This is a genomic window from Serratia sp. CMO1, assembly GCF_015689115.1.
GTDB classification, from domain to species: domain Bacteria; phylum Pseudomonadota; class Gammaproteobacteria; order Enterobacterales; family Enterobacteriaceae; genus Serratia; species Serratia marcescens.
Genome location: NZ_CP065032.1, coordinates 1,769,734 through 1,790,985 on the forward strand (window position 1 = coordinate 1,769,734; position 21,252 = coordinate 1,790,985).

The 21,252-nt window shown below is 61.0% G+C and carries 20 protein-coding genes and 1 tRNA gene; 5 read left to right on the forward strand and 16 right to left on the reverse strand.

The window, feature by feature from the left end; translation table 11 throughout:
• Window positions 1-6: 6 nt before the first annotated feature.
• Window positions 7-3,087, forward strand: coding sequence for a MexW/MexI family multidrug efflux RND transporter permease subunit (locus IT763_RS08335; RefSeq protein ID WP_049300490.1), 3,081 nt, complete (start codon window positions 7-9; stop codon window positions 3,085-3,087).
• A gap of 49 nt (window positions 3,088-3,136) precedes the next feature.
• Here IT763_RS08335 and IT763_RS08340 read toward each other — a convergent pair whose 3' ends face one another.
• From IT763_RS08340 to IT763_RS08355, 4 genes are all read right to left on the reverse strand, one after another.
• A complete protein-coding gene (locus tag IT763_RS08340; protein ID WP_164053777.1) occupies window positions 3,137-3,937 on the reverse strand; it encodes a DNA/RNA non-specific endonuclease in 801 nt (266 codons plus the stop codon).
• Between the two features lie 191 nt (window positions 3,938-4,128).
• Window positions 4,129-4,443, reverse strand: a complete 315-nt coding sequence (locus tag IT763_RS08345) for a hypothetical protein (RefSeq protein ID WP_016928271.1) — start codon at window positions 4,441-4,443, stop codon at window positions 4,129-4,131.
• Window positions 4,444-4,678: 235 nt separating this feature from the next.
• Window positions 4,679-5,278, reverse strand: a complete 600-nt coding sequence (gene wrbA / locus IT763_RS08350) for an NAD(P)H:quinone oxidoreductase (protein ID WP_164053779.1) — start codon at window positions 5,276-5,278, stop codon at window positions 4,679-4,681.
• 78 nt (window positions 5,279-5,356) lie between these two features.
• Window positions 5,357-5,974 (reverse strand): LysE family translocator, encoded by a 618-nt coding sequence (locus IT763_RS08355; protein WP_016928269.1) that lies wholly within the window; start codon window positions 5,972-5,974, stop codon window positions 5,357-5,359.
• A 68-nt stretch (window positions 5,975-6,042) separates the two neighbouring features.
• On the opposite strand from IT763_RS08355, the gene IT763_RS08360 reads away from it, so the two are divergent.
• Entirely contained in the window at window positions 6,043-6,966 is a 924-nt protein-coding gene (locus IT763_RS08360; protein ID WP_016928268.1) for a LysR family transcriptional regulator, read from the forward strand.
• On the opposite strand, the gene IT763_RS08365 is transcribed toward IT763_RS08360, so the two are convergent.
• Window positions 6,950-7,420, reverse strand: coding sequence for a helix-turn-helix domain-containing protein (locus tag IT763_RS08365; protein WP_016928267.1), 471 nt, complete (start codon window positions 7,418-7,420; stop codon window positions 6,950-6,952). The two genes, IT763_RS08360 and IT763_RS08365, sit on opposite strands and share 17 nt — an antisense overlap.
• Before the next feature lie 117 nt (window positions 7,421-7,537).
• Window positions 7,538-8,113 carry a helix-turn-helix domain-containing protein gene (locus tag IT763_RS08370; protein WP_049300489.1) on the reverse strand — a complete coding sequence of 192 codons (576 nt, stop codon included), beginning with the start codon at window positions 8,111-8,113 and terminating at the stop codon, window positions 7,538-7,540.
• A 67-nt stretch (window positions 8,114-8,180) separates the two neighbouring features.
• Between IT763_RS08370 and IT763_RS08375 the strand changes: the two genes are divergently transcribed.
• Window positions 8,181-9,104, forward strand: coding sequence for a DMT family transporter (locus IT763_RS08375; RefSeq protein WP_016928266.1), 924 nt, complete (start codon window positions 8,181-8,183; stop codon window positions 9,102-9,104).
• Between the two features lie 48 nt (window positions 9,105-9,152).
• Here IT763_RS08375 and cycA read toward each other — a convergent pair whose 3' ends face one another.
• Window positions 9,153-10,553 carry a D-serine/D-alanine/glycine transporter gene (cycA, locus tag IT763_RS08380; RefSeq protein ID WP_028128006.1) on the reverse strand — a complete coding sequence of 467 codons (1,401 nt, stop codon included), beginning with the start codon at window positions 10,551-10,553 and terminating at the stop codon, window positions 9,153-9,155.
• A 349-nt stretch (window positions 10,554-10,902) separates the two neighbouring features.
• Between cycA and IT763_RS08385 the strand changes: the two genes are divergently transcribed.
• Window positions 10,903-10,978, forward strand: a tRNA-Lys gene (locus IT763_RS08385).
• Between the two features lie 215 nt (window positions 10,979-11,193).
• On the opposite strand, the gene IT763_RS08390 is transcribed toward IT763_RS08385, so the two are convergent.
• Both IT763_RS08390 and IT763_RS08395 read right to left on the reverse strand, forming a co-directional pair.
• Complete coding sequence (locus IT763_RS08390; protein WP_049300488.1) at window positions 11,194-11,703, reverse strand: DedA family protein; 510 nt, start codon at window positions 11,701-11,703, stop codon at window positions 11,194-11,196.
• Window positions 11,704-11,777: 74 nt separating this feature from the next.
• The gene (locus IT763_RS08395; RefSeq protein WP_250648469.1) at window positions 11,778-13,016 is read right to left on the reverse strand and encodes an MFS transporter; all 1,239 of its coding nucleotides are present in this window, start codon (window positions 13,014-13,016) and stop codon (window positions 11,778-11,780) included.
• Window positions 13,017-13,467: 451 nt separating this feature from the next.
• Here IT763_RS08395 and IT763_RS08400 point away from each other — a divergent pair, with 451 nt between their 5' ends.
• On the forward strand, window positions 13,468-13,770 hold the full coding sequence (locus IT763_RS08400; RefSeq protein WP_028128007.1) for a putative quinol monooxygenase: 303 nt from the start codon (window positions 13,468-13,470) through the stop codon (window positions 13,768-13,770).
• A 117-nt stretch (window positions 13,771-13,887) separates the two neighbouring features.
• On the opposite strand, the gene IT763_RS08405 is transcribed toward IT763_RS08400, so the two are convergent.
• From IT763_RS08405 to IT763_RS08435, 7 genes are all read right to left on the reverse strand, one after another.
• On the reverse strand, window positions 13,888-14,448 hold the full coding sequence (locus tag IT763_RS08405) for a hypothetical protein (protein WP_143778806.1): 561 nt from the start codon (window positions 14,446-14,448) through the stop codon (window positions 13,888-13,890).
• Window positions 14,432-14,998, reverse strand: coding sequence for a GNAT family N-acetyltransferase (locus IT763_RS08410; protein ID WP_164053783.1), 567 nt, complete (start codon window positions 14,996-14,998; stop codon window positions 14,432-14,434). The genes IT763_RS08405 and IT763_RS08410 overlap by 17 nt, the downstream gene beginning before the upstream one ends.
• Before the next feature lie 123 nt (window positions 14,999-15,121).
• Window positions 15,122-15,841, reverse strand: coding sequence for an enoyl-CoA hydratase-related protein (locus tag IT763_RS08415; RefSeq protein ID WP_016928259.1), 720 nt, complete (start codon window positions 15,839-15,841; stop codon window positions 15,122-15,124).
• A complete protein-coding gene (locus IT763_RS08420) occupies window positions 15,834-17,006 on the reverse strand; it encodes an MFS transporter (RefSeq protein ID WP_206195335.1) in 1,173 nt (390 codons plus the stop codon). The genes IT763_RS08415 and IT763_RS08420 overlap by 8 nt, the downstream gene beginning before the upstream one ends.
• Window positions 17,003-18,214: a 5-aminolevulinate synthase gene (gene hemA / locus IT763_RS08425; RefSeq protein ID WP_015377390.1), complete on the reverse strand. Its 1,212-nt coding sequence runs from the start codon at window positions 18,212-18,214 to the stop codon at window positions 17,003-17,005. Before hemA ends, IT763_RS08420 begins: the two co-directional genes overlap by 4 nt.
• A gap of 15 nt (window positions 18,215-18,229) precedes the next feature.
• On the reverse strand, window positions 18,230-19,441 hold the full coding sequence (locus tag IT763_RS08430; protein ID WP_016928258.1) for an acetyl-CoA C-acyltransferase: 1,212 nt from the start codon (window positions 19,439-19,441) through the stop codon (window positions 18,230-18,232).
• A gap of 9 nt (window positions 19,442-19,450) precedes the next feature.
• A complete protein-coding gene (locus tag IT763_RS08435) occupies window positions 19,451-20,980 on the reverse strand; it encodes a 3-hydroxyacyl-CoA dehydrogenase NAD-binding domain-containing protein (protein WP_164053785.1) in 1,530 nt (509 codons plus the stop codon).
• Window positions 20,981-21,252 lie beyond the last annotated feature (272 nt).

Below are 21,252 nucleotides of genomic sequence, written 5' to 3' on the forward strand. Positions count from 1 at the left end.
AGGCTGATGACATTTACCGATCTGTTCGTGCGCCGGCCGGTGCTGGCGCTGGTGGTCAGCACCCTGATCCTGCTGTTCGGTGCGCTGGCGCTCAGCAAACTGCCGATCCGCCAATACCCGCTGCTGGAAAACTCTACCATCACCATCAGCACCGACTATCCCGGCGCGTCGTCCGAGCTGATGCAGGGCTTTGTTACGCAGCCGATCGCCCAGGCAGTGTCCTCCGTCGAGGGCGTTGACTACCTTTCTTCCTCCTCGGTGCAGGGGCGCAGCGTGGTGACGGTGCGCATGGCGCTGAACCGCGACTCCACCCAGGCGCTGACCGAAGTGATGGCCAAGGTCAACCAGGTGCGCTATAAGCTGCCGGAACAGGCTTACGATCCGGTGATTGAGCGCTCAGCCGGTGAAGCCACCGCTGTGGCCTATGTCGGTTTTTCCAGTAAAACGCTGTCCACGCCGGCGCTGAGCGAATACCTGACGCGGGTGGTGGAACCGATGTTCACCACCATCGACGGCGTCGCCAAGGTTGAAGTGTTCGGCGGGCAAAAAATGGCGATGCGCCTGTGGCTGGACAGCGATCGGCTGGCCGGCCGCGGTCTGACCGCTGCCGATGTGGCCGATGCGGTGCGGCGCAACAACTACCAGGCGGCGCCGGGCAAGGTGAAAGGGCAGTATGTGGTTGCCAACGTGCGGGTGAATACCGATCTCACCAGCGTAGAGGAGTTTCGCAATCTGGTGGTGCGCAACGACGGCAACGGTCTGGTGCGCCTGAAAGACGTCGGCACCGTGGAGCTGGGCGCCGCAGCCACGGAAACCAGCGCCTTGATGGATGGCGAACCGGCGGTGTTCCTCGGCGTCTTCCCTACGCCGACCGGCAACCCGCTGGTGATCGTTGACGGCATTCGCCACCTGATGCCGGCGATCGACAAGATGCAGCCGCCGGGCGTGAAGATGGCGCTGGCGTTCGAAACCGCGCGCTTTATTCAGGCCTCGATCGATGAAGTGGTGCATACCCTACTCGAAGCGCTGGCGATCGTTGTGGCGGTGATCTACCTGTGTCTGGGGTCGCTGCGCACCGTGTTGATCCCGGTGGTGACCATTCCGCTGTCGATACTTGGCGCTGCCGGGCTGATGTTGGCCTTTGGCTTCAGCGTCAATTTGCTGACGCTGCTGGCGATGGTCCTGGCGATCGGTTTGGTGGTGGACGACGCCATCGTGGTGGTGGAGAACGTGCATCGCCATATCGAAGAGGGGAAAACGCCGCTGGCGGCGGCGATGATCGGCGCACGCGAGGTGGCCGGGCCAGTGATCGCCATGACTCTGACGCTGGCCGCGGTCTATGCGCCGATCGGCCTGATGGGCGGGCTGACCGGCGCGCTGTTTCGCGAATTCGCACTGACGCTGGCCGGGGCGGTAGTGGTGTCCGGCGTGGTGGCGCTGACGCTGTCGCCGGTGATGAGCTCGCTCCTGCTGCCGGCCAAACAGAGCGAAGGGCGCGTGGCGCACGCCGCCGAGTGGTTCTTCGGCGGCCTGACGCGGCGCTATGCGCGCGCGCTGGATTTCTCGCTGCATCACCGTTGGGTGACCGGCACGCTGGCGTTGCTGGTGATGATCAGTCTGCCGCTATTGTACCTGATGCCGCAGCGCGAGCTGGCGCCGACCGAGGATCAGGCCATTGTACTGACCGCCATCAAGGCGCCGCAGCACGCCAACCTGAACTATGTCGAACGCTTTGCCTACAAGCTGGATGAGGTTTACAACCGCATGCCGGAAACCGAAAGCCGCTGGATCATCAACGGCAGCGACGGCACGGCGTCCGGTATCGGCGGCATCAACCTGACGCTGTGGCAGGCGCGCCAGCGCTCGGCGTCGGCGGTGCAGGCCGATCTGCAACGGGCGGTGAACGATGTTGAAGGCACCAGCATTTTCGCCTTCCAGCTGCCCGCCTTGCCAGGCTCCACCGGGGGGCTGCCGGTGCAAATGGTGCTGCGTACGCCGCAGGACTACCCGCAGCTGTATCGCACCCTGGAGGAGGTGAAGCAGAACGCCAGAAACAGCGGCCTGTTTATGGTGGTGGACAGCGATTTGGACTACAACAACCCGCTGGCGGAGGTGCGCATCGATCGCGCCAAGGCCAACAGTCTGGGGATACGCATGAGCGACATCGGTGAATCGTTGGCGGTGCTGGTGGGAGAGAACTACCTCAACCGCTTCGGCATGGACGGGCGCGCTTATGACGTCATCCCGCAAAGCCTGCGCGAACAACGGCTGACGCCGCAGGCGCTGGCGCGGCAATATGTCCGCACCCAGGACAATACGCTGGTGCCGCTCTCCACCGTGGTATCGGTGGCCGTTAAGGTCGAACCGAACAAGCTGACCCAGTTCAACCAGCAGAACGCCGCCACCCTGCAGGCCATTCCCGCGCCCGGCGTTTCGATGGGCGAAGCGGTGGCTTTCCTCGAACGGCAGGCCAATGCGCTGCCGGCCGAATTTAGCCACGACTGGCAGGGGGATTCGCGCCAATACACCCAAGAGGGCAGCGCGCTGGCGTTCGCGTTCCTGGCTGCCTTGGTGATCATTTACCTGGTGCTGGCGGCGCAGTACGAGAGCCTGAAAGATCCGCTGATTATCCTCATCACCGTGCCGCTGTCGATCTGCGGCGCCTTGCTGCCGCTGGCGCTGGGCTACGCCACGATGAATATCTACACCCAGGTCGGGCTGGTGACCCTGATCGGGCTCATCAGCAAGCACGGCATTCTGATGGTGGAGTTCGCCAATGAGCTGCAGATGCATCAGGGGCTGACGCGGCGCGGCGCGATTTTGCAGGCGGCGCAAATTCGTCTGCGGCCGGTGCTGATGACCACCGGGGCGATGGTGTTCGGTTTGATCCCGCTGCTGTTCGCCAGCGGCGCCGGGGCTGCCAGCCGCTTCGGCCTGGGGCTGGTGATCGTCTCCGGCATGCTGGTGGGCACGCTGTTTACCCTGTTTGTGTTGCCGACGGTGTATACGCTGTTGGCGCGCGATCACGCGGTAGCCTCACCCCGTCAGCGTGAGTTGGCCGCCGCGCAAAAAGCGCTGACGGAATAATCCGCCGGCGCCCGCGTGAAAAATAAACCCGCTTCGGCGGGTTTTCTCGTCAGTTTTTGCAGCCCATCAACTCCGGCAGGACGCCGGGTTTGCTCTTCAGCGAAGCCTGCACGTCGTCCGGCAGACCGGCCCAGATGATCAGGCCGGTGCGTTTCTCGATCTCGTCCACCGTCACGCGGAATTGGCAGAAATCGGCGCCCTTCGGCGTGTTCTGATCGAACAGGAAAGCGGCATAGTGGTTCACCGCCGGGCTGTTGTTGATGAAAATCACCTTCCAGTAGGCGCTGGGGATGGTGTGCGCTTTCTGGGTGCCCGGCAGTTTGCCCATATCGCGTTCATACAGCGGCCCGGTCACGGTATAGACCGAGGAGATATCGGCGCGATCGATCAGCTTGCGTTCCTGATCTTCCAGCCGCGCCCAGGCGCCCTGGTTAAGATCGGACTTTTGCGGCGTGATGTTGGACAGGTAATTCAGCGATTCCCAGTCGGAGACGCCCGCCAGCGAGGCCAGCGGCGCCTGATGACCGCGATCGACCTTCAGCGCCGCGTTGGCGCCAGTGTAATCGGCGGGCGCCAACGTGTCCGCCGGGTTGAGCGCCGGATCGGTTTTCCAGTTGCGCGTCTTGCCGCTGGCCGGTGTGTCTTTGGTGATGTGATAAGCCACCCAGTTGGCGAACTTGGTGGTGCTGTTGTTGTTCAACGTATAAGCATGACGCACGATAGACACGTTGCTGCTGCCGCCGGTCGGGCAGCCGACCGCGCAGTTGTCGATGGATTCGAGCGTGTCGGCCGACGCCTGTGCGGCGAACAGCAGGGCGGTCAGGGCCAACATCTTGTTGTTAAAGCGCATATTCATATCCTCAATAAGTTAAAAAAAAGTACTGTATATATTTACAGTAAATTAAACTTATCGCAGTGAAACGAATACAACAATGCAACATATTCATGTTGTGAATGTGTCAGTCATGGTACAGCCACGCCGCACGTGAAATGCGGCGGAAATAAAAACGGCGTCCAACAGACGCCGTTTCAAAGGGGGGATTATTCCAGCAGGTCGTTGACCGTGCGGCGAACGTAATGCGTCATCTGCGCCAGATCGTCCGGTGATACCGGGCCGCCGCCGGCGCGCACCACCTGCTGTTCGATCTGGGCGATTTCCTGCTCGACCTTGTTGGCGATCTGCACTTTGACTATCTTGTCCACCGAAGACAGCAGCACCTTCAAGACGACTTTCAGCGCGATGTTTTCGCAGAACGAGTCGTAGTGATGAACCGGCGGCGGCGGGGCCGGAGCCGGCTCGGGCGCGCGCGGAGCCAGAGCCTTGAAGCTGTCTACATTTTCAATAATAAGATCCATGTCTCTTATTAGTTCATCAAAATCTTTAGACACTGACTTATTCCCTTCGCTGTGCGCAAAAAACAGAACGCCCGTCCTCAGGCTGAAAGCGGATGAGCGACGGGCAGAACGAATTCGGGCCTGGCCTTCAGACGCTGAATGGCCGGGGGAGGGGCATTCTAACCTTGCGGCGGGTCGGCAACAAGATGGGGCCGTGCGAATGCGCGGCCCTTTGGATCACGAGGCTGGAGGGCGCTTAACTTTTCAGCTTGGCGGTGATTTTGGCCACGTGTTCGCCCTGATAACGGGCAATGGTCAGCTCTTCGTTGCTCGGCTGCCGCGAGCCGTCGGCGCCGGCGATGGTGGTGGCGCCATACGGGGTGCCGCCGCGCACCTGTGAAACGTCAAACAGCTCCTGCGTCGCATAGCCGATCGGCACGATGATGAAACCGTGGTGCGCCAGCGTGGTCCAGGTCGAACTGATGGTCTGTTCCTGGCCACCGCCGGTGCCGGTGGAGGAGAAGACGCTGCCTACCTTGCCGTACAGCGCGCCGGAAGCCCACAGGCCGCCGGTCTGATCGAGGAAGGTGCGCATTTGCCCGGCCATATTGCCGAAGCGGGTCGGCGTACCGAAGATGATGCCGTCATAGTCCGCCAGCTCTTGCGGGGTGGCGACCGGCGCCTGTTGATGTTGTTTGCCCCCGGCCTTGGCGAAGGCCTCCGGCGTCATGGTTTCCGGCACGCGTTTAATCGTCACGTCCACGTTATCGACCCGATTCACCCCTTCGGCCACCGCCTGCGCCAGGCGTTCGATGTGGCCGTACATTGAGTAATAAAGCACCAACAGTTTCGTCATGTTCCGTACTCCCGCTCAGATGATTAACAAAAACCCCTGATAAGCATAGAAGCGAATGGCGAACTTGGCGTTACGGCGTTACTTGATGCCGGCGATCGCCAGCAGGGCGCCAAAGGCGATCAGCAGCCCGCCAAAGGTGCGGTCGATGCCGCGGCGCAAACGCAAAAAGCGCGCATTGACGCCCGGTGCGGAAAATAGCAGCGCGACGGCGGCAAACCAGAAGATATGGACGGCGGCGATAAAAAGACCATAGCCGATTTGCACGCCGAGCGGGGTGTGCGGAGAAACCACCTGCATGAACAGGCTGACGATGAAGATGGTGGTTTTCGGGTTTAACGCGTTGGTGAAAAAACCGGTTTTCAAGGCGGCGAAATCGCTGATGGCGGCCGGCGCTGTGCTGGGGACTGCGTCATGATGCGCCGCGTTGCGCAGCAGCGTAACGCCGAGGTAGATCAGGTAGGCGGCGCCGATGGCTTTAAGCAGGTTAAACAACCAGGGCGACTGTTGAATCAATACGCCGACGCCAATCAGCGTATAGCTGACATGGACCAGCACCCCGGCGCCAATGCCGCAGGCGGTCAAGACGCCGGCGCGGCGCGAAAGCAACAGGCTATTGCGCGAGACCATGGCAAAGTCCGGCCCCGGGCTTATCACGGCGAGTAAAGTAATGGTGACGACAGCGATGAGTTCAGTCATAGTTATCCTTGCGGTGTTTATCAATAGAGTGACTGATTTATAAGAGTAATTTTTCTCGGTGACAAACGATGAATAGTGACAATATCGGTGAGAAAAACTCACGCAAAACCGGCAGGCCGTTGCCGTTGGGCGGGCTGCGCTGCTTCGAGGCCGCCGCGCGATTGGAAAGTTTTACGCAGGCGGCGCAGGGGCTGAATTTGACGCATGGCGCCGTCAGCCGGGCGGTGCGGGCGCTGGAAGAGGAGCTGGGCGTGGCGCTGTTTGAGCGCCGCCATCGGCGGGTTCTGCTCACGGCGGCGGGGCGCAAGCTGTTTCAGGCGACGCAGCAGGCCTTCGGCATTCTGGATCATACCGCGCTGGAACTGCGTCAGCAGGCGCTCGACGCGCCGCTGGTCTTGTCCTGCGAACCGACCTTATTGATGCGTTGGCTGATCCCGCGTCTGCCGGCTTTTCAGCAGGCGCACCCGGATATCAACTTACAACTGGTGGCCGGTGGCGGGCCGTTTTCGTTCCATGACGGCATTACGGCGGCGATCAGGCGCAATGACTTCGATTGGGGAAAGCAGGTGCATAGCCTGGCGCTGTTCAGTGAAAAGGTTGGGCCGGTGTGCCAACCCGAGGCATTGGCAAGGATGACGAGCGCCGAGGGCAGCCTGCGGAGTTTGCGGCCCGGCACTAAACTGCTGCATTCTGCCACCCGACCGGATGCCTGGCGGCACTGGGCGCAGCAGCAGGGGATGACGTTGGCAGGGCATTCGGAGCAGCGCTTTGATCATTTCTATTTCAGCCTGCAGGCGGCGGTCGCCGGTCTTGGTATCGCGATCGGCCCGTGGTTGCAAGTGCGAGACGATCTGGCCGCCGGTTTGTTGAGTGCGCCGTTCGGTTTTACGCCCGACGGCAGCGGCTATTACCTGCTGTCGCCGCAGGCGATCGTGCCGGGCAGCGCGTTGGCCCGGCTGGCCGAGTGGCTAACGCTCACGGCAGACGCCTGAGTTTTTGCGCCAACCGCTGTTCCTGCCAGCGGCTGAAGACGTTGCGCAGCAGCAGAGTGCGCACCGCCCGCATGACCAGCGCGAGGCTCATGCCGCCGATCGCCCACAGCGACCAGAGATAGTGCGGGTGGGTAAACCAATTGATGGCGAACAACATCACGCCAATCACGGCGAAACGCACCGCCATGCTCAGCAGTTTGCCTTCTGCCGCGACCTGGCGACGAAGGCGCTGTTCGTCAGGCGCCTCCTCCTCTATTGTCTGTTGCGGCTGTGCGTTGAGATCGCGGACCTGCACGCCCAGCGCGGCGGCGATCGCGGTCAAGGTTTCCAGGCTGGCCTGTTCGCCGTTTTCAATCCGCTGTACGGTGCGGGTGCTGAGGCCGGCGATGGTCGCCAACTGTTCCTGCGACCAGCCTTTCTCCAGACGTAACGGCCTGATGCGGTACTTTTGCATGATGCACTCCCGAGTTCGCTGTCACTGTCATCCAGTGTAGGAGGCGCGGGGTGGCGGCGCCACGACAGCGGCACGACAGCGACACGACATCCGCCGCCGGCGCGGGCCGGCGGGCAGTCAGAAGGCGACGTTGCGGATAAAGCGCAGCGGGAGGTCGCCGTGGTTGGCGTAAGCGTAACGTTGATCGCTGTTGAAGGTTTGCGCGGCGCCGGCGCTGAGCGTCAGCGTGCCTTGTTCCAGTTCCAATGTCAGGGTGCCGGCAATCACGTAGATCATTTCACTCCAGCCTTCGGCGTCCGGCGCCGAGTCATAGCGCTCACCCGGCATCAGCGTCCATTCCCACAGCTCGGCCCGTTGGCGCGCCGGCACGCTGGCGGCGAACAGCGCCTGGCTGCCCGGCTGTGCGCCTTGCCAGGCCAACTCGCCCACCAGATGGTTGCCGCGAGCCTCCGGTGCCTGAATCAGATCGGTAAAGGAAATCGCCAGGGCGGCGGCGATCTTGTCGAGTACCGCCAGGCTGACGTTGCGATCGCCGGCCTCGATGCCCGCCAGCATGCGGCGGCTGACGCCGGAAAGCTCGGCCAGCGCCATCTGGCTCAGGCCCGCCTGTTGGCGGTAGCCGCGCAGATTGCTGCTCAGGTACTGCAGCACTTTGGGGGGATCGGTTTTCGCGTTATGCGCCGTATTGCTCATCGCCGGACTTTATCTCATACTGGCAGGATCTGTGCATTATATTGCACTCAGCAGGAAGGGCAAGCCGGTGTCAGCAGCAAAAAAATCCTTTATTTCCGCCGTGGTTCCGCAGATCAGGCTGCCGGAAGCGGTGTTGATTTTCATCACGATGATCTGGGGCGGCACCTTTTTGGCGGTGCATCACGCGATGCAAGTCAGCGGGCCGTTCTTTTTTGTCGGCCTGCGTTTCGCCACCGCCACGCTGGCGTTGACGTTGTTTTCGCTGCGCGTGCTGCGCGGCCTGACCCTGTATGAACTGAAGGCGGGCGTCCTGATCGGGCTGGCGATCATGTTCGGCTACAGCATGCAAACCGTCGGTCTGCAGACGATTAGCAGCAGCCAATCGGCGTTCATCACCGCCATGTACGTGCCGATCGTGCCGCTGTTGCAATGGCTGGTGCTGGGGCGCTTCCCCGGCATCATGTCGTGGATCGGCATTCTGCTGGCCTTTACCGGCCTGATGCTGCTGGCGGCGCCGAGCAGCACCGACATGACGCTGAGCCTCGGCGAAATGCTGACGCTGGCCGGCACGCTGGGCATGGCGGCAGAGATCATCCTCATCGGCGCTTTCGCCGGCAAGGTGAATATCCGCCGCGTGACTATAGTACAGCTGGCGACCGCCTCGCTGGCCTCGTTTTTGATGATGGTGCCGACCGGCGAGTCGCCGCCGCCGTATTCGGATTACCTGCTGTACAGCGCCATAGGGCTGGGGCTGGCCAGCGCGTTGATTCAACTGACCATGAACTGGGCGCAGCGCAGCGTTTCACCCACGCGCGCTACGGTGATCTACGCCGGTGAACCGGTCTGGGCGGGCATCGTCGGGCGGCTCGCCGGTGAGCGTTTACCGGGCGTGGCGTTATTGGGGGGCGCGTTGATCGTGATTGGGGTGGTGGTCAGCGAGCTGCGCGTGCGGCGCAAGGATAAAGCGGCGGTGGCGACTGAAGCGGATTAGCGCAGAGGCGTAAAAAGAAAGGGGCGGAGAGATCCGCCCCTTTTTGCATCACGCGGTTTTCTTCTTGCGCAGGAACACGTAAGACAGGCCGAGCACGATGAACCACAGCGGGGTGACGATCAACGCCTGGCGGGTGTCTTCGCGCAGCGACAGCAGCACCAGCACGAACACGAAGAACGCCATGCACACCCAGCACATCAGTTTGCCGGCAGGCATCTTGTAGATCGATTTCTGGTGCAGCGCCGGGCGCCGTTTACGGTAGACCAGGTACGAGCACAGGATGATGGTCCAGACGAACATGAACAGAATCGCCGAGACGGTGGTCACCAGAGTGAAGACTGTCATCACGTTCGGGATCAGGTAAATCAACACCACGCCACCCAGCAGGCAGATGCAGGAGAAGGTGAGGCCGTTGGCCGGCACCGCGCGCTTGGACAGGTTAGCGAACGATTTCGGCGCGTCGCCTTCCTGCGCCAGCCCGAACAGCATGCGACTGGTGGAGAACACGCCGCTGTTGGCGGAAGAAGCGGCGGAGGTCAGCACCACGAAGTTGATTACGCTGGCCGCGGCCGGCAGGCCGATCAGCACGAACAGCTCAACGAACGGGCTCTTGTCAGGCACCACGGAGTTCCACGGCGTTACCGACATGATGACGATCAGGGCGAACACGTAGAACATGATGATGCGGATCGGAATCGAGTTGATGGCGCGCGGCAGCGACTTCTCCGGATCCTTGGTTTCCGCGGCGGTGGTGCCCACCAGCTCAATGCCGACGAAGGCGAATACCGCGATCTGGAAGCCGGCGAAGAAGCCGCTGATGCCTTTCGGGAACATGCCGCCGTCATTCCACAGATGGGTGAATGAGGCCACGGTGCCGGTCGGCGACTGGAACTGCATGGCGATCATCACCAGCCCGGCGACAATCAGCCCGACGATGGCGACGATTTTAATCATCGCAAACCAAAACTCCATTTCGCCGAACATTTTCACCGTCGCCAGATTAAGGCCGAGCAGCAACAGCACGCACAGCAGTGAAGCGATCCACTGCGACAGCTCGGGGAACCAGAACTGGGCGTAGGCGGTGATCGCCACGACGTCGGCGATGCCGGTGACCACCCAGCAGAACCAGTAGGTCCAGCCGGTGAAGAAACCGGCCCACGGGCCGAGCAGATCCGCGGCGAAATCGCTGAACGATTTGTATTCCAGATTGGACAGCAGCAGCTCGCCCATGGCGCGCATCACGAAGAACAGCATAAAGCCGATGATCATGTACACGAAGATGATCGAAGGGCCGGCCAGGCTGATGGTTTTACCGGAGCCCATAAACAGACCGGTGCCGATGGCGCCGCCGATGGCGATCAGTTGAATATGTCGGTTAGTGAGGTTTCGCCGTAGATGATCTTCTGAAGCGGGCGTCGCGTCAGTCGCTATTTTAGAGTGATCTACCATCTGATGATGTCCTGTTTTACCTGTCATTAGTGAAGTCGTGAGCTCTGAAGTGGCTCTTTTTTATACATTTATCCGGTTGATCCGGCTTTAGTAAGGTAGTGCAATAACGCCACCTTTGTGCAACATGTTTACAACATTTATACGTGGGATAAAAGTCGATCAATCTTTACACGGAGGAGGCAAATCGGACGTTCAGGGAGCGGAAGATTACTCTTCAAAAGAGGGGATTAACAGACCTTATGCGGCTTATCTCGTTGATTAAACAAAGGGTTGTAAAATTCGCATGAGAAAAAGTAATGAGTGGAAGCGTTTGACAGCAGCACTGACGAGGAGGGCAACTTACCGCGTTGGGTCGTTAGCTCAGTCGGTAGAGCAGTTGAAGCTTAATCAATGGGGCACAGGTTCGAACCCTGTACCACCCACCAACCAAATCAGCGTGTTACGCTCAGGCTTTTCTCTGCTTGTTCCCTCGTTGCGCCGTTTTAAGCGCGCTTTTTGCAAAAAAATTCGCATTTTTCGACTGATGTTCAGAAAGGTGATCTGGCGCAAACTGCGGTGTCGCACTGCAGTTTATACGGCAAGAGAGGCTGTGCGCTGGCGCAATGTCGGCGCAGGGGCGAGCCATTTGCCCAAGAATCTTTCAGGTCAAGAAGCGGGGGAATAAATGCGCCGCCGACATCAAAAGCAGCGCCCAGACGCCGGCCGAGAGCGCGGCGGTGGCATAGACGCGCCGCGCCGGCAGTTGCAGCATGCCGGCCATCAGCGGCACGGTGTAACGCATCACCGCCAGAAAACGCGAGGCGAACAGCAGCGGTAGTCCGCGCTTTTGCAAGGAACGTTGCGCTTTGCGCAGCGGGGCGTGAAAGCGTGCCGGCAGTCGGCGGCCAAGATCGCGGCCGTGCAGCCGTGCGCCACAGTGGAAAGACAGGATCGAGCCCAACGCGGCGCCGAGGGCGATGGCCGCCCAAACCGCGCCGAAGGGCAGCGCGTGCTTGCCTGCAACGATGCCCATCAGCAGCGTCACCGAGGCGGGCGGCAGGGCGGAAGACACCACGATCACGGATTTTCCCAGCGCGAACAGGAAAATCAGCAGCAGCAACATCCCCGGTTCCGGACTGTATTTGGCGATAATGTGCGTCAATTCATCCATTTAACACCTGCGGGCGAGAGGGCTGAGTGCCAGTGTCCCATCCGCAGGTTCAATAAGGGTTAAATAACGCGCCGCTATCCGGCAATCTCCGCGTCTTGCTTGCTCACGTCGGCGCGCCGGTTTCTGAGCGCCCACAACAGCGTGGCGCACAGCAGCGAAAAGGCGGCCAGCACCAATGGCCCGGCATGCGGGCTGTGAAAACGCTGTTCCGCCTCCGTGCGGATCAGCGGGGCTAAAAAGCTGAATGCGGCGCCGAGCGTGGTGCAAAAACCGATGCCGGCCGCCAGCGCCGGGCCGGTGAGCACCTGCGCGGGAAACGTCCAGAAAATCGGCTGCACCGCCAGGAAACTGACTGCGCAGCAGCTCAGGGCGACGATGGCGAGCAGAGGGCCGGCATAGGAAGACACCACCAACCCCAGCGCTGCGGCGACCATGCACCCGACGGCGATCGGTAATCTTCTGGCGGTGTTTCTGTCGGCATAGCGCGGCAGGAAATAGACGCCCAGCGCGGAGAACGCCCAGGGGATGGCGGCCACCAGCGAGGCCTTGAAGCCGAGATGGGTGCCCATCAGCGAAGCGACCTGCGACGGCAGGAAAAACATCAGGCCGTATACGCCAATCTGCAGGGTGCCGTAGATCAACGCCAGATGCCAAACGGTGCCGCTGCTCATCGCCGCTTTGACGCTGCTGGTTTCGGTCTGCTGCTGTTCATCGGCCAATTGTGCCACCAGCGCCGTGCGTTCTTCCTCGGTCAGAAAGCGGGCCTGCCGTGGGTTATCGTCGAGATAGAAAAAGGCGAAGACGCCGAGTGCGACGGCCGGCAGCCCTTCCAGCACGAACATCCAGAACCAACCGGGTTTACCCAACACGCCGTGCATCTCCAGCAATGCCCCCGACAGCGGTGAGCCGAGCGTCAGGGCCGCCGGCACGCCAAGCACGAAAATGCCAATAACCGAGGCGCGCACCTTATTGGGAAAATAGATCGACGCCAGCAGCAGGATGCCGGGGTAAAAGCCGGCTTCGGCGATCCCCAGCAGAAACCGCAGAACGATAAATTGCTGTTCATTGGTCACCAGCCCGGTGCAGGCCGACAGCGCCCCCCACAGCGCGGTGGTGGCGCTGAGCCAGCGTTTGGCCCCCCAGCGGTTCATCAGCAGGTTGGCCGGGATGCCAAACAGCGCATAGGCGGCAAAAAATATTCCGGCGCCCAGTGCAAAGGCGGATTGCGACAGCGCGATATCGATGGCCATCGCGTCCTTGGCAAAGCCGACGTTAACCCTATCGATAAACGCGATGAAGTACATGGCGAACATCAAGGGCACCAGTCTGCGCCAGGTTTTGCGAATGGCGGCGTTGAGCGCAGGAACGGCATAGGTGGCGTGATTCACTGGCGGTAACCTCTCTTCTGAGAATGACAAGCGTCGGTCATAAGGACCGTCCTGGCGCCGTTGCCCTCAACACGACGGTAACAGCGGACTTTCTTCGCGAGCCTTAAAGGTCTAATGGTCAGGCCTTTAAGGGTGAAAAAAATGCCGCATATCGGGTCGGCAGGTTGATGCAGACATCACCATGGTGAATGGTGTGTTGCTTTTTTGTTAATCAGACGTTCACACAGGGCCAGGGCGCGTTCAAGCGCTTTGATCGAGATCTGTGTGCGCTATCACCGAATTGGCAACCCGGCGATAGACCTGGAGTATGGCGCTTTCATCTCGGGAGTGAGGACGATAAGGTGAGGCACGGCAAAACAGAATGCAGGAGCGCAACATGCTGAAGGTCATCGCTGAAGATTTTATCCACCCGGAACACATTGACACCGTTATGCCGTGGTATCGCGAGCTGGTGGAGAAAACCCGTCAAGAGCCGCTGAACATCAGTTATGAACTGTGCATCGACCAGCAGGATCCCGGGCATTTTATTTTTATCGAAAGCTGGCCGGATCGCGCTGCCCTGGACGTGCATTGTCAGACCGAGCATTTCACCCGGCTGGTGCCGCAGATCAATCAGTATCAACGCAAGCCTTGCACCTTCCTGTTTATGGAGGCATTTCCTGAAACAGGTGATAAGTAGGCGAAAAAATCCCCGCAGGGGGCGGGGTTAATGGCTTCTCAACACTATCTTGATCTTGTTGTGATTAAAAAATAGGCTGATAATGATTTTCATTCTCTAAGAATGCTCTTAAATTAATCAATCTGGTGAATGATTCACCGCCTGCTTTTCGCTGGCGGTTTTAATGGCGCGCAACATACGGCGCCGTATCAACCCGCTCACCAGGCGAATAGCATACCAATAGGGGGTAAACCGCCGCCGGCTGGCGTCGTCGGGGCAGAAGATGCGCGTTTCCGTCACCAGACGACAGCGCCCGCCCTCGGGGGGACTCACAACATAACCCAGCGCCAGTTTGGCGACGCCGGGCTGAGCGAAGGCCAGAAAGCCCGCCCCGTCAGCGACCTGCTCCAGACCGTATTCAGCCTGCCAAAAGCGGCCGATCAGGCCATAGACCAACGCGCTGTCATCCTGCTCAAGCAGGCAAAAGTTATGCAGGCCAAACGGCGGCAGGGTGGGCGTTCGGCGCGGCATCAGCCGCGCAGGCAATTCGCGCAGCGCTATCATGCTGCGGAAGAAACGATCGTGCTTGGGATCGTAGGCGGCCACGGCCGCCAGGATCCGCGCCTGCGGCGCGGCGATGGCGATCGCATGCCGTTCCGAGAACTGGTATTGCCCAAGGTATTTATTCAGCAACGTCATGCCTTGCATTCTCCCGCCATTCACTTTGCAGCAGGGCAAAACCGAATTCGTCGCCCCATGCGCCTTTGAAAAACACGTTTTGCCGCCAATAGGCCTCGCGCCGAAAACCCAGTTTGCCGAACAGCGTGGCGGCGGCAAGATTACGCGCGTCCACCACCGCAGTAATCCGGTGCTTCGCCAGCGGCCCGAACAGCAGAGCGATGACGGCGTTCAGCGCCTCGCGCGCCAGCCCTTGACGCTGGTGGCTGGGCGCGAAGGTCACGCCCAGTTCAGCCTGGCGCCCCTCATCGAAGAAATGCACCGCGACATCGCCGAGCAACGCGCCGTCCTCGCGGCGTTCGACCGCCAGTTGAAACCAGCTGTCGTCACGGTTGAATTCGAGCCGCCGTTGCTGTGCGAAAAAGGCCTGGGCCTCGGCGACGCTGTAGTCGCTCCAGCTTTGATAGCGCGCCACGTCAGGGTGGCTGCGGTAGGCGGTAAAGTGGGGCAGATCGTCGGCGGTGAACGGGCGCAGGATCAGTCTGGGGGTCAGCAAAGGCAAGTGGCGCATTGTTTTTCCTTATCAGCGCATTAGGGCTACCGGCAGTGTAGCCCAGCGCCGAGAGGCGGGCTGCGTAAAATGAGCGGTGGAGGACAAACGGGAAATGCCGGTTCAGGCGAACCGGCAGGGGCATTATCGGCGGGCGGCGGCCTGACGCAGGCGCTCGACCGGGCCTTGTTGAAAATCGAATGAGGGGGCTTCTTGCCGTGCCAGCCCCTGGCGCACAATGGCCTTAACCGCCTGGCTGGCGGCAAGATCTTTTCCGGCGATCTGTTCGGCGATGCGCAGCGCCTCTTCCCGGGCCGCCCCCTCGCTGATGCGAGAAATGGCGCCGTGTGACAACGCCTCCTGTGCGCCGACGGTTCTGCCTGTCAGCAGCCAGTCGAGCGCGACATAGGGAGAAATACGCGCCGGCAAGCGCGCGCACCCGCCTTGTGCGGCGACTAACCCGAGCCCGGTTTCGGGGAAGCTGAAGCGCGCGTTCTGGCCGGCGACGATCAGATCGCACGCCAGCGCCAGCTCAAATCCGCCCCCGAACGCGATGCCGTCAACGGCGGCGATGATCACCTTGGCGATCTGTGCATGGATCAGCCCGCCAAACCCCTCCGGCGTGACGATGGGCAGTTCACCCTGATGAAAGGCGTTGATATCCATGCCGGCGGAAAATACCGCCGGTTGACCAGCCAGGACGATCGCTCGCACCGAGTCATCGTTATCCGCCTGCCGCAGGTAAGTGCGGATCAGCTCGGCCATCTGCAGGTTGATGGCGTTTTTTTTCTCCGGCCGATTGAGGGTGATGACCGCAACCTGCGCGCCATAACGTTCGTAAAGCACCGGCGGTGATTCACTCATCGCTGGCCTCCCCGCGGAAAAAGATCAGCGTCAGCAGCAGGGCGATGGCGCCGAGCGGCAGCGAAAACAGCGGCAGGTAATAGGCCGGCAGCGCGTAGAGCGCCAGGCCGCCCAGCATGCCGCCCGCCGCGATGCCGGCGTACAGTACCGAGCTGTTGAGCGATACGGTCAGCGCGCCAAAGCGTTTCGATAGCGACAACAGGTGATGCTGGATCGGCACCAGATACATCCAGCCGGTGATGCCCCAGACCAGAAAGATGGCCAGCACCCACCAGGGGGAAGTGACATAGAAGGCCAGCAGAAACAGGGACAGCGTCTGGATTGCCACGGAAAACAGCAGCACGAACTTGCTGCCGAGGGCATCGGTTAACGCGCCGGAGGCAAAATTGCCGATCACCGCGCCAATGCCGAACACCAGCAGCGCGAGGGGCAGGATCGCCTGCGGGCCGAACTGGGTGTTTTTCAGCAACACGCTGACGTAGCTATAGACGATGTGTTCCGAGCAAACGGCAAAAAAGGTGATCAGCAGCGTGGTCAGCACCGCCTTTTGTCTCAGCGGGGCGAGCCGCTCTTTCAGCGAATGCTTGCCCGGAGGCGCAATGGCCCGCAGCGCCAGCGACAGGCCCAGCAGCGCAATCGCCCCCAGCAGGGCGATGAACAGGAGGATTTCACGCCAGCCGATCAGTTTGGCGAGAAAGGTGCCGAACGGAATACCGAGCGCAATAGCCAACGTCATGCCCCCATAGACGATGGAAATGGCCAGGCCGCGGCGTTTTTCCGCCACCAGCCCCACCGCGGCGGCGGCGGCCGGTGGCGTGTAACAGGCCGCCCCCAATGCCGCCAGCACTCTGCCGAACGAGATCTGCAGGTAGCTGGTGGCCCAGGCGCAGGCCAGGTTGCCGGCGATGAACAGCACCAGCGCCAACTGCAGGATATGCTTGCGGTTGACGTTGCCCAGCAGCCAGGCGGTGAGGGGGGCGAACAGCATATAAGCCAGCGCGAATACCGATATCAATTGCCCCGCTTGCGCGGGGCTGACGGCAAAGGTATCGGAAATGTCGCTGAGCACGCCGGCGACGATAAAGGCGTCGGTGCCGATGGCGAAGGTACCGGTCGCCATCAGACAGAGCGTGATCAGATGGCCATTATAATCCGCTAACTTCATCCCGCCCTCCGCAGATCGTTCGCCGCCCAGACTCGCCCCAGCGCCGCCAGGAAGGTCTCCACGTCGGCATGGGAGTGCGCCGAGGTCGGCGTCACCCGCAGCCGCTCGCTGCCTGCGGGCACCGTCGGGGCATTGACCGGTTGCACGTAAATATCGTGCTCATCGAGCAGCACTTTACTGATGTGTTTGTTGCGGTGCGGATCGCCGACCAGCAGCGGCAGGATATGGCTGTCTGCCGACACCAGCGGGATGCCGGCGGCGCGCAGGCCGGTTTTCAGGTGATCGACGATCGCCAGCAGGTGTTTGCGTTGGGTGTCATGCTCGAGGTTGTATTTAAAACTGGCCAGCGCGGCGGCCACCACCGGCGCCGGCGACGAGGTGCTGAAGACGAATGCCGGGGCCCAACTGCGCACGGCCTCCACCACCGAACGGGGCGCGGCGATATAGCCGCCCGCCGCACCGTAAGATTTGCCGAACCCGCCCTGAATAATGGTGATTTTATCCAGCAGGCCCAGTTGTTCGGCGTAGCCCAGCCCCCGTTCGCCATAGACGCCGGCGGAGTGGATCTCGTCGAGATAGGTCAGCGCCTGATACTGCTCCGCCAGCGCCACGATCTGCGCCAGAGGGGCGAAGTCACCGTCCATGGAATACAGCGACTCGAAAGCGATCAGCTTTGGCCGCGCCGGATCGGCGGCCTGCAGCAGCTCGGCGAGGTGCGCCACGTCGTTATGGCGGAAGATTTTTTTCTCCGCCTTGCTGTAGCGTATCCCGTAAATCATCGAGGCGTGATTCAGCTCGTCGGAGAACACGATCAGATCGGGAATGGCGTCGCACAGGGTGGACAAGGTGGCGTCGTTGGCGCCGAAACCGGTGGTGAACAGCAGCGCCGACTCTTTGCCGTAGGCGCTGGCCAGCAGCGTTTCCAGCTCGCTGTGGTAGACCGAGGTGCCGGAAATGCTGCGGGCGCCGCAGGTGCCCAGCCCGACCCGGTTAACCGCATCGGTGGTGGCCAGCAGCACTTTGGGGTGGTGGCTCATCGCCAGATAGTCGTTCGAGCACCAGACGTTGAGACGGCGCTCACCGTGATGGCCGTGGCTGGTGGCCCAGGGTTTGTCCTGCACGCCGCGTTCAAGGTTGAGGAACTCGCGAAAACGCCCCTGTTTTTTGGTTTCCGCCAGCTTTTCTTCAAGAATGTTCAGTACGCTCATCGTATGTTCCTTGTGTTAAACGGCTTTAAGGTTTAATGACAGCCCCTGACCGACGCCGACGCACATCGTCACCAATGCGTTGTTCGCCTGTTGGTCGCGTAATTCCAGCGCCGCCGACAGCACCAGGCGCGCGCCGGACATCCCCAGCGGATGACCGAGTGCGATGGCGCCGCCGTTCGGGTTGACGCGCGCGTCGTTGGCGCCGATACGCCAGTGTTTCAGCGCCGCCAGAACCTGTGAGGCGAACGCTTCGTTAATCTCGATGATGTCGAAATCGTTCAAGGTGAAGCCGCCGCGCTGCAGCAAGCGCTCGGTGGAGGCGATCGGCCCCAGCCCCATCAGCGCCGGTTCAACGCCGGCGGCCGCGCTGTCGCCGATCTCCGCCAGCGGTTGCCACCCCTGGCGTTTCACGTAGCGGCCGGAGGCTAATAGCAGCGCGGCGGCGCCGTCGTTGATGCCGGAAGCGTTGCCTGCGGTGACCGAACCGCCGACGGAGAACGCCGGTTTCAGCGCCTGCAGCTGTTGCAGCGTGCTGAGCCGGGGGAATTCGTCCTGCGCGAATGTGCGGGTAGTTTTACGATCCGCCGGCACGTCCACGGGCGTGATTTCCCGCGCCAGCCGGCCGCTGTCGATCGCCCGGCGGGCTTTTTGCTGCGAGCCCAGCGCGAACAGATCCTGTTCCTCGCGCGAGATACCCTGCTGTTGGGCTACGTTTTCCGCCGTGATGCCCAGCGGATCGCTGCCGTAGCGCTGCGCCAGCCGCGGGTTAACAAAGCGCCACCCCAACGTGGTGTCGTACAGCTTTACCCCCTTGTCGAACGGCGTTTCGCCTTTGCTCAGCACATAGGGCGCGCGGCTCATGCTTTCCACACCGCCGGCCAGAATCAGTTCGCTGAGGCCGCTGCGGATTTTCGCCGCGGCGTAGATCACCGCATCCAACCCGGAGGCGCAAAGGCGGTTGAGGGTGATGGCCGGCACCGACGGATCCAACCCGGAAAGCAGCGTCGCCATGCGGGCGACGTTGCGGTTGTCTTCGCCGGACTGGTTGGCGCAGCCCAGAACCACTTCGTCCAGATCTGCTTCCGCCGCGGGATGGCGCTGCAGCAGGCCGCGAATGATCGTCGCCGCCATGTCGTCGGGACGGGTATGCGCCAGGCTGCCGCCATAGGCGCCGATCGCCGTGCGCGTGCCGTCGATCAGATAAACGCCGTCATCGTTAATGCTCATCATGGATCCTTAAGGCGTGGTCGTCAGCGCCGGTTGCGCGGCGTGCAGAAGGGTGTAATGCGGCGCATAGCGCGCCGCGTGCAGCAGCTGAGCCAGATTGCTCAGTGTTGTCCTGACGTTTTTCTCCCCCAGTTTGCCGAGCCAGTCGAAAATGCCGCCGGCGTAGTTAACGCCCGCGACGGCGGCGACATCGATGTCTTCCCGGCTGCAGACGCCGCTTTCCACCATGATCACCGACTCATTGATCAGGCTGCTGAGGACGCGGGCGACGATAAGCGCCGGAGAGTCCTTGATAAATTCAACCTGCGGGATTGCCGTGTGCAGCAGGCGTAAAAACAGCGCCTTATTGGCCGCAGAGGCGTGGCGGCTGTGCGCCGCCGCCAGATACGTGGTGTCGGCGTAGTTCAGGGCGACATCGACCACAAAGGCATCTGCTGCCGTCTGCTCGGCCAGTTGGCTCGCCGTGCGGCCATCGGTGATGCTGACGGTGAAAGCGTCATTGATCTGGACGGCCGACCCCAGCCCCGGTAATGCCGGCCGTTGTTCCACGCGCAGCTGTGGCCACTGAAGCGCGGCTCGCTGCTGTAACAGGGTAAAAAAAGGGTGCTCGCCGTAAACGCGCAGCGTCTCGACGTCTGCATTGCTGGCGGCCGTCACCGGCGGGGCGGTTTCTTCGGCGGCAAAATAGGAGCGGCCGTTCTTTTTCCCCAACAGACCGGCATCGACCAGTGAACGCTGCAGATGACCGGGGGTATAGCGCGGGTCGTATTGCATGTCCTGCCAGATTTGCCGACTGACCTGATAGTTGATGTCTTGGCCGATAAAATCGGTCAGCTCGAGCGGCCCCATGCGGAAGCGCCCGCCGGCCTTGAGAGCGCGGTCGATCTGCGCCGCGCGCGCCACGTGTTCTTCCAACAGACGGAACCCTTCCAGGTAGTAGGGGCGGGCCATGCGATTGACGATGAACCCCGGCGTGGCCTGGCAGACGACATCGTGTTTCCCCAACGCCGCCACCAGTTGGCGGCAGCGTTCGGTGGTGGCGTGCGCGGTAAAGTAGGCCGGAATGATTTCAATCAGCTTCATCAGCGGCGCGGGGTTGAAAAAATGCAAACCGATAAAGCGTTCGCTGTGCGTCACCGCAGTAGCCAGCTTGTTAAGCGACAGTGAGGAGGTATTGGTGGCGATCAGCGTGTTGGGCTTGACCACCGCGGCGATGGCCGCCAGCACCTCAAGTTTGGTTTGTTCTTGCTCGGCGATGGTTTCTATCACCAGCTCGCTGTCGGCGATGGCCTCAAACACTGAAGTGAACATCAGATTGGCCAGCACCGCGCCTTTATCCTGCAGCGCGATCTTGCCCTGTTCGACTTTCTTGTTCAGGTCTTGCGCGATATATTCGCGAGCCTGATTGAGGGTATTGCCGTTGCGATTATAAAGCACCGTGCGAATGCCTTTTTGCGCGAAAAGATAAGCGATGCCTCTGCCCATCGTTCCCGCGCCGATAATCGCAGCCGATTGAATTGCCGCATTACTTTCTGCCATAGAAAATCCCCGTCACTGTATGCCATGCGAAATTCGCAAATGCTTATTATCTCTTTGGATTTACGGCGGCACTGGGTGCCTGTCTGGAAAGTAATTGGTGGTGTCCTGGCTGTCTAACGGTAGAAATGACAGGTTTACGTGCCGAGGAGAGTATGCTATTCGCGTAGTTTTCCTGTTCGGCGCAATAAAAAGGCTTATTTTAAGGGGAATAGCTGTTTTCGTTATAGCGTTGGTATTTTTTATTATATGAAACGGCTACTGGCGCCGGGCGG

Bases quoted from the DNA above. Each gene is read 5' to 3' on its own strand.
- IT763_RS08335 (WP_049300490.1), top strand. From the start codon at position 7: ATGACATTTACCGATCTGTTCGTGCGCCGGCCGGTGCTGGCGCTGGTG.
- IT763_RS08340 (WP_164053777.1), bottom strand. From the start codon at position 3,937: ATGCGCTTTAACAACAAGATGTTGGCCCTGACCGCCCTGCTGTTCGCC.
- IT763_RS08345 (WP_016928271.1), bottom strand. From the start codon at position 4,443: ATGGATCTTATTATTGAAAATGTAGACAGCTTCAAGGCTCTGGCTCCG.
- wrbA (WP_164053779.1), bottom strand. From the start codon at position 5,278: ATGACGAAACTGTTGGTGCTTTATTACTCAATGTACGGCCACATCGAA.
- IT763_RS08355 (WP_016928269.1), bottom strand. From the start codon at position 5,974: ATGACTGAACTCATCGCTGTCGTCACCATTACTTTACTCGCCGTGATA.
- IT763_RS08360 (WP_016928268.1), top strand. From the start codon at position 6,043: ATGAATAGTGACAATATCGGTGAGAAAAACTCACGCAAAACCGGCAGG.
- IT763_RS08365 (WP_016928267.1), bottom strand. From the start codon at position 7,420: ATGCAAAAGTACCGCATCAGGCCGTTACGTCTGGAGAAAGGCTGGTCG.
- IT763_RS08370 (WP_049300489.1), bottom strand. From the start codon at position 8,113: ATGAGCAATACGGCGCATAACGCGAAAACCGATCCCCCCAAAGTGCTG.
- cycA (WP_028128006.1), bottom strand. From the start codon at position 10,553: ATGGTAGATCACTCTAAAATAGCGACTGACGCGACGCCCGCTTCAGAA.
- IT763_RS08390 (WP_049300488.1), bottom strand. From the start codon at position 11,703: ATGGATGAATTGACGCACATTATCGCCAAATACAGTCCGGAACCGGGG.
- IT763_RS08395 (WP_250648469.1), bottom strand. From the start codon at position 13,016: ATGTTCGCCATGTACTTCATCGCGTTTATCGATAGGGTTAACGTCGGC.
- IT763_RS08400 (WP_028128007.1), top strand. From the start codon at position 13,468: ATGCTGAAGGTCATCGCTGAAGATTTTATCCACCCGGAACACATTGAC.
- IT763_RS08405 (WP_143778806.1), bottom strand. From the start codon at position 14,448: ATGACGTTGCTGAATAAATACCTTGGGCAATACCAGTTCTCGGAACGG.
- IT763_RS08410 (WP_164053783.1), bottom strand. From the start codon at position 14,998: ATGCGCCACTTGCCTTTGCTGACCCCCAGACTGATCCTGCGCCCGTTC.
- IT763_RS08415 (WP_016928259.1), bottom strand. From the start codon at position 15,841: ATGAGTGAATCACCGCCGGTGCTTTACGAACGTTATGGCGCGCAGGTT.
- IT763_RS08420 (WP_206195335.1), bottom strand. From the start codon at position 17,006: ATGAAGTTAGCGGATTATAATGGCCATCTGATCACGCTCTGTCTGATG.
- hemA (WP_015377390.1), bottom strand. From the start codon at position 18,214: ATGAGCGTACTGAACATTCTTGAAGAAAAGCTGGCGGAAACCAAAAAA.
- IT763_RS08430 (WP_016928258.1), bottom strand. From the start codon at position 19,441: ATGAGCATTAACGATGACGGCGTTTATCTGATCGACGGCACGCGCACG.
- IT763_RS08435 (WP_164053785.1), bottom strand. From the start codon at position 20,980: ATGGCAGAAAGTAATGCGGCAATTCAATCGGCTGCGATTATCGGCGCG.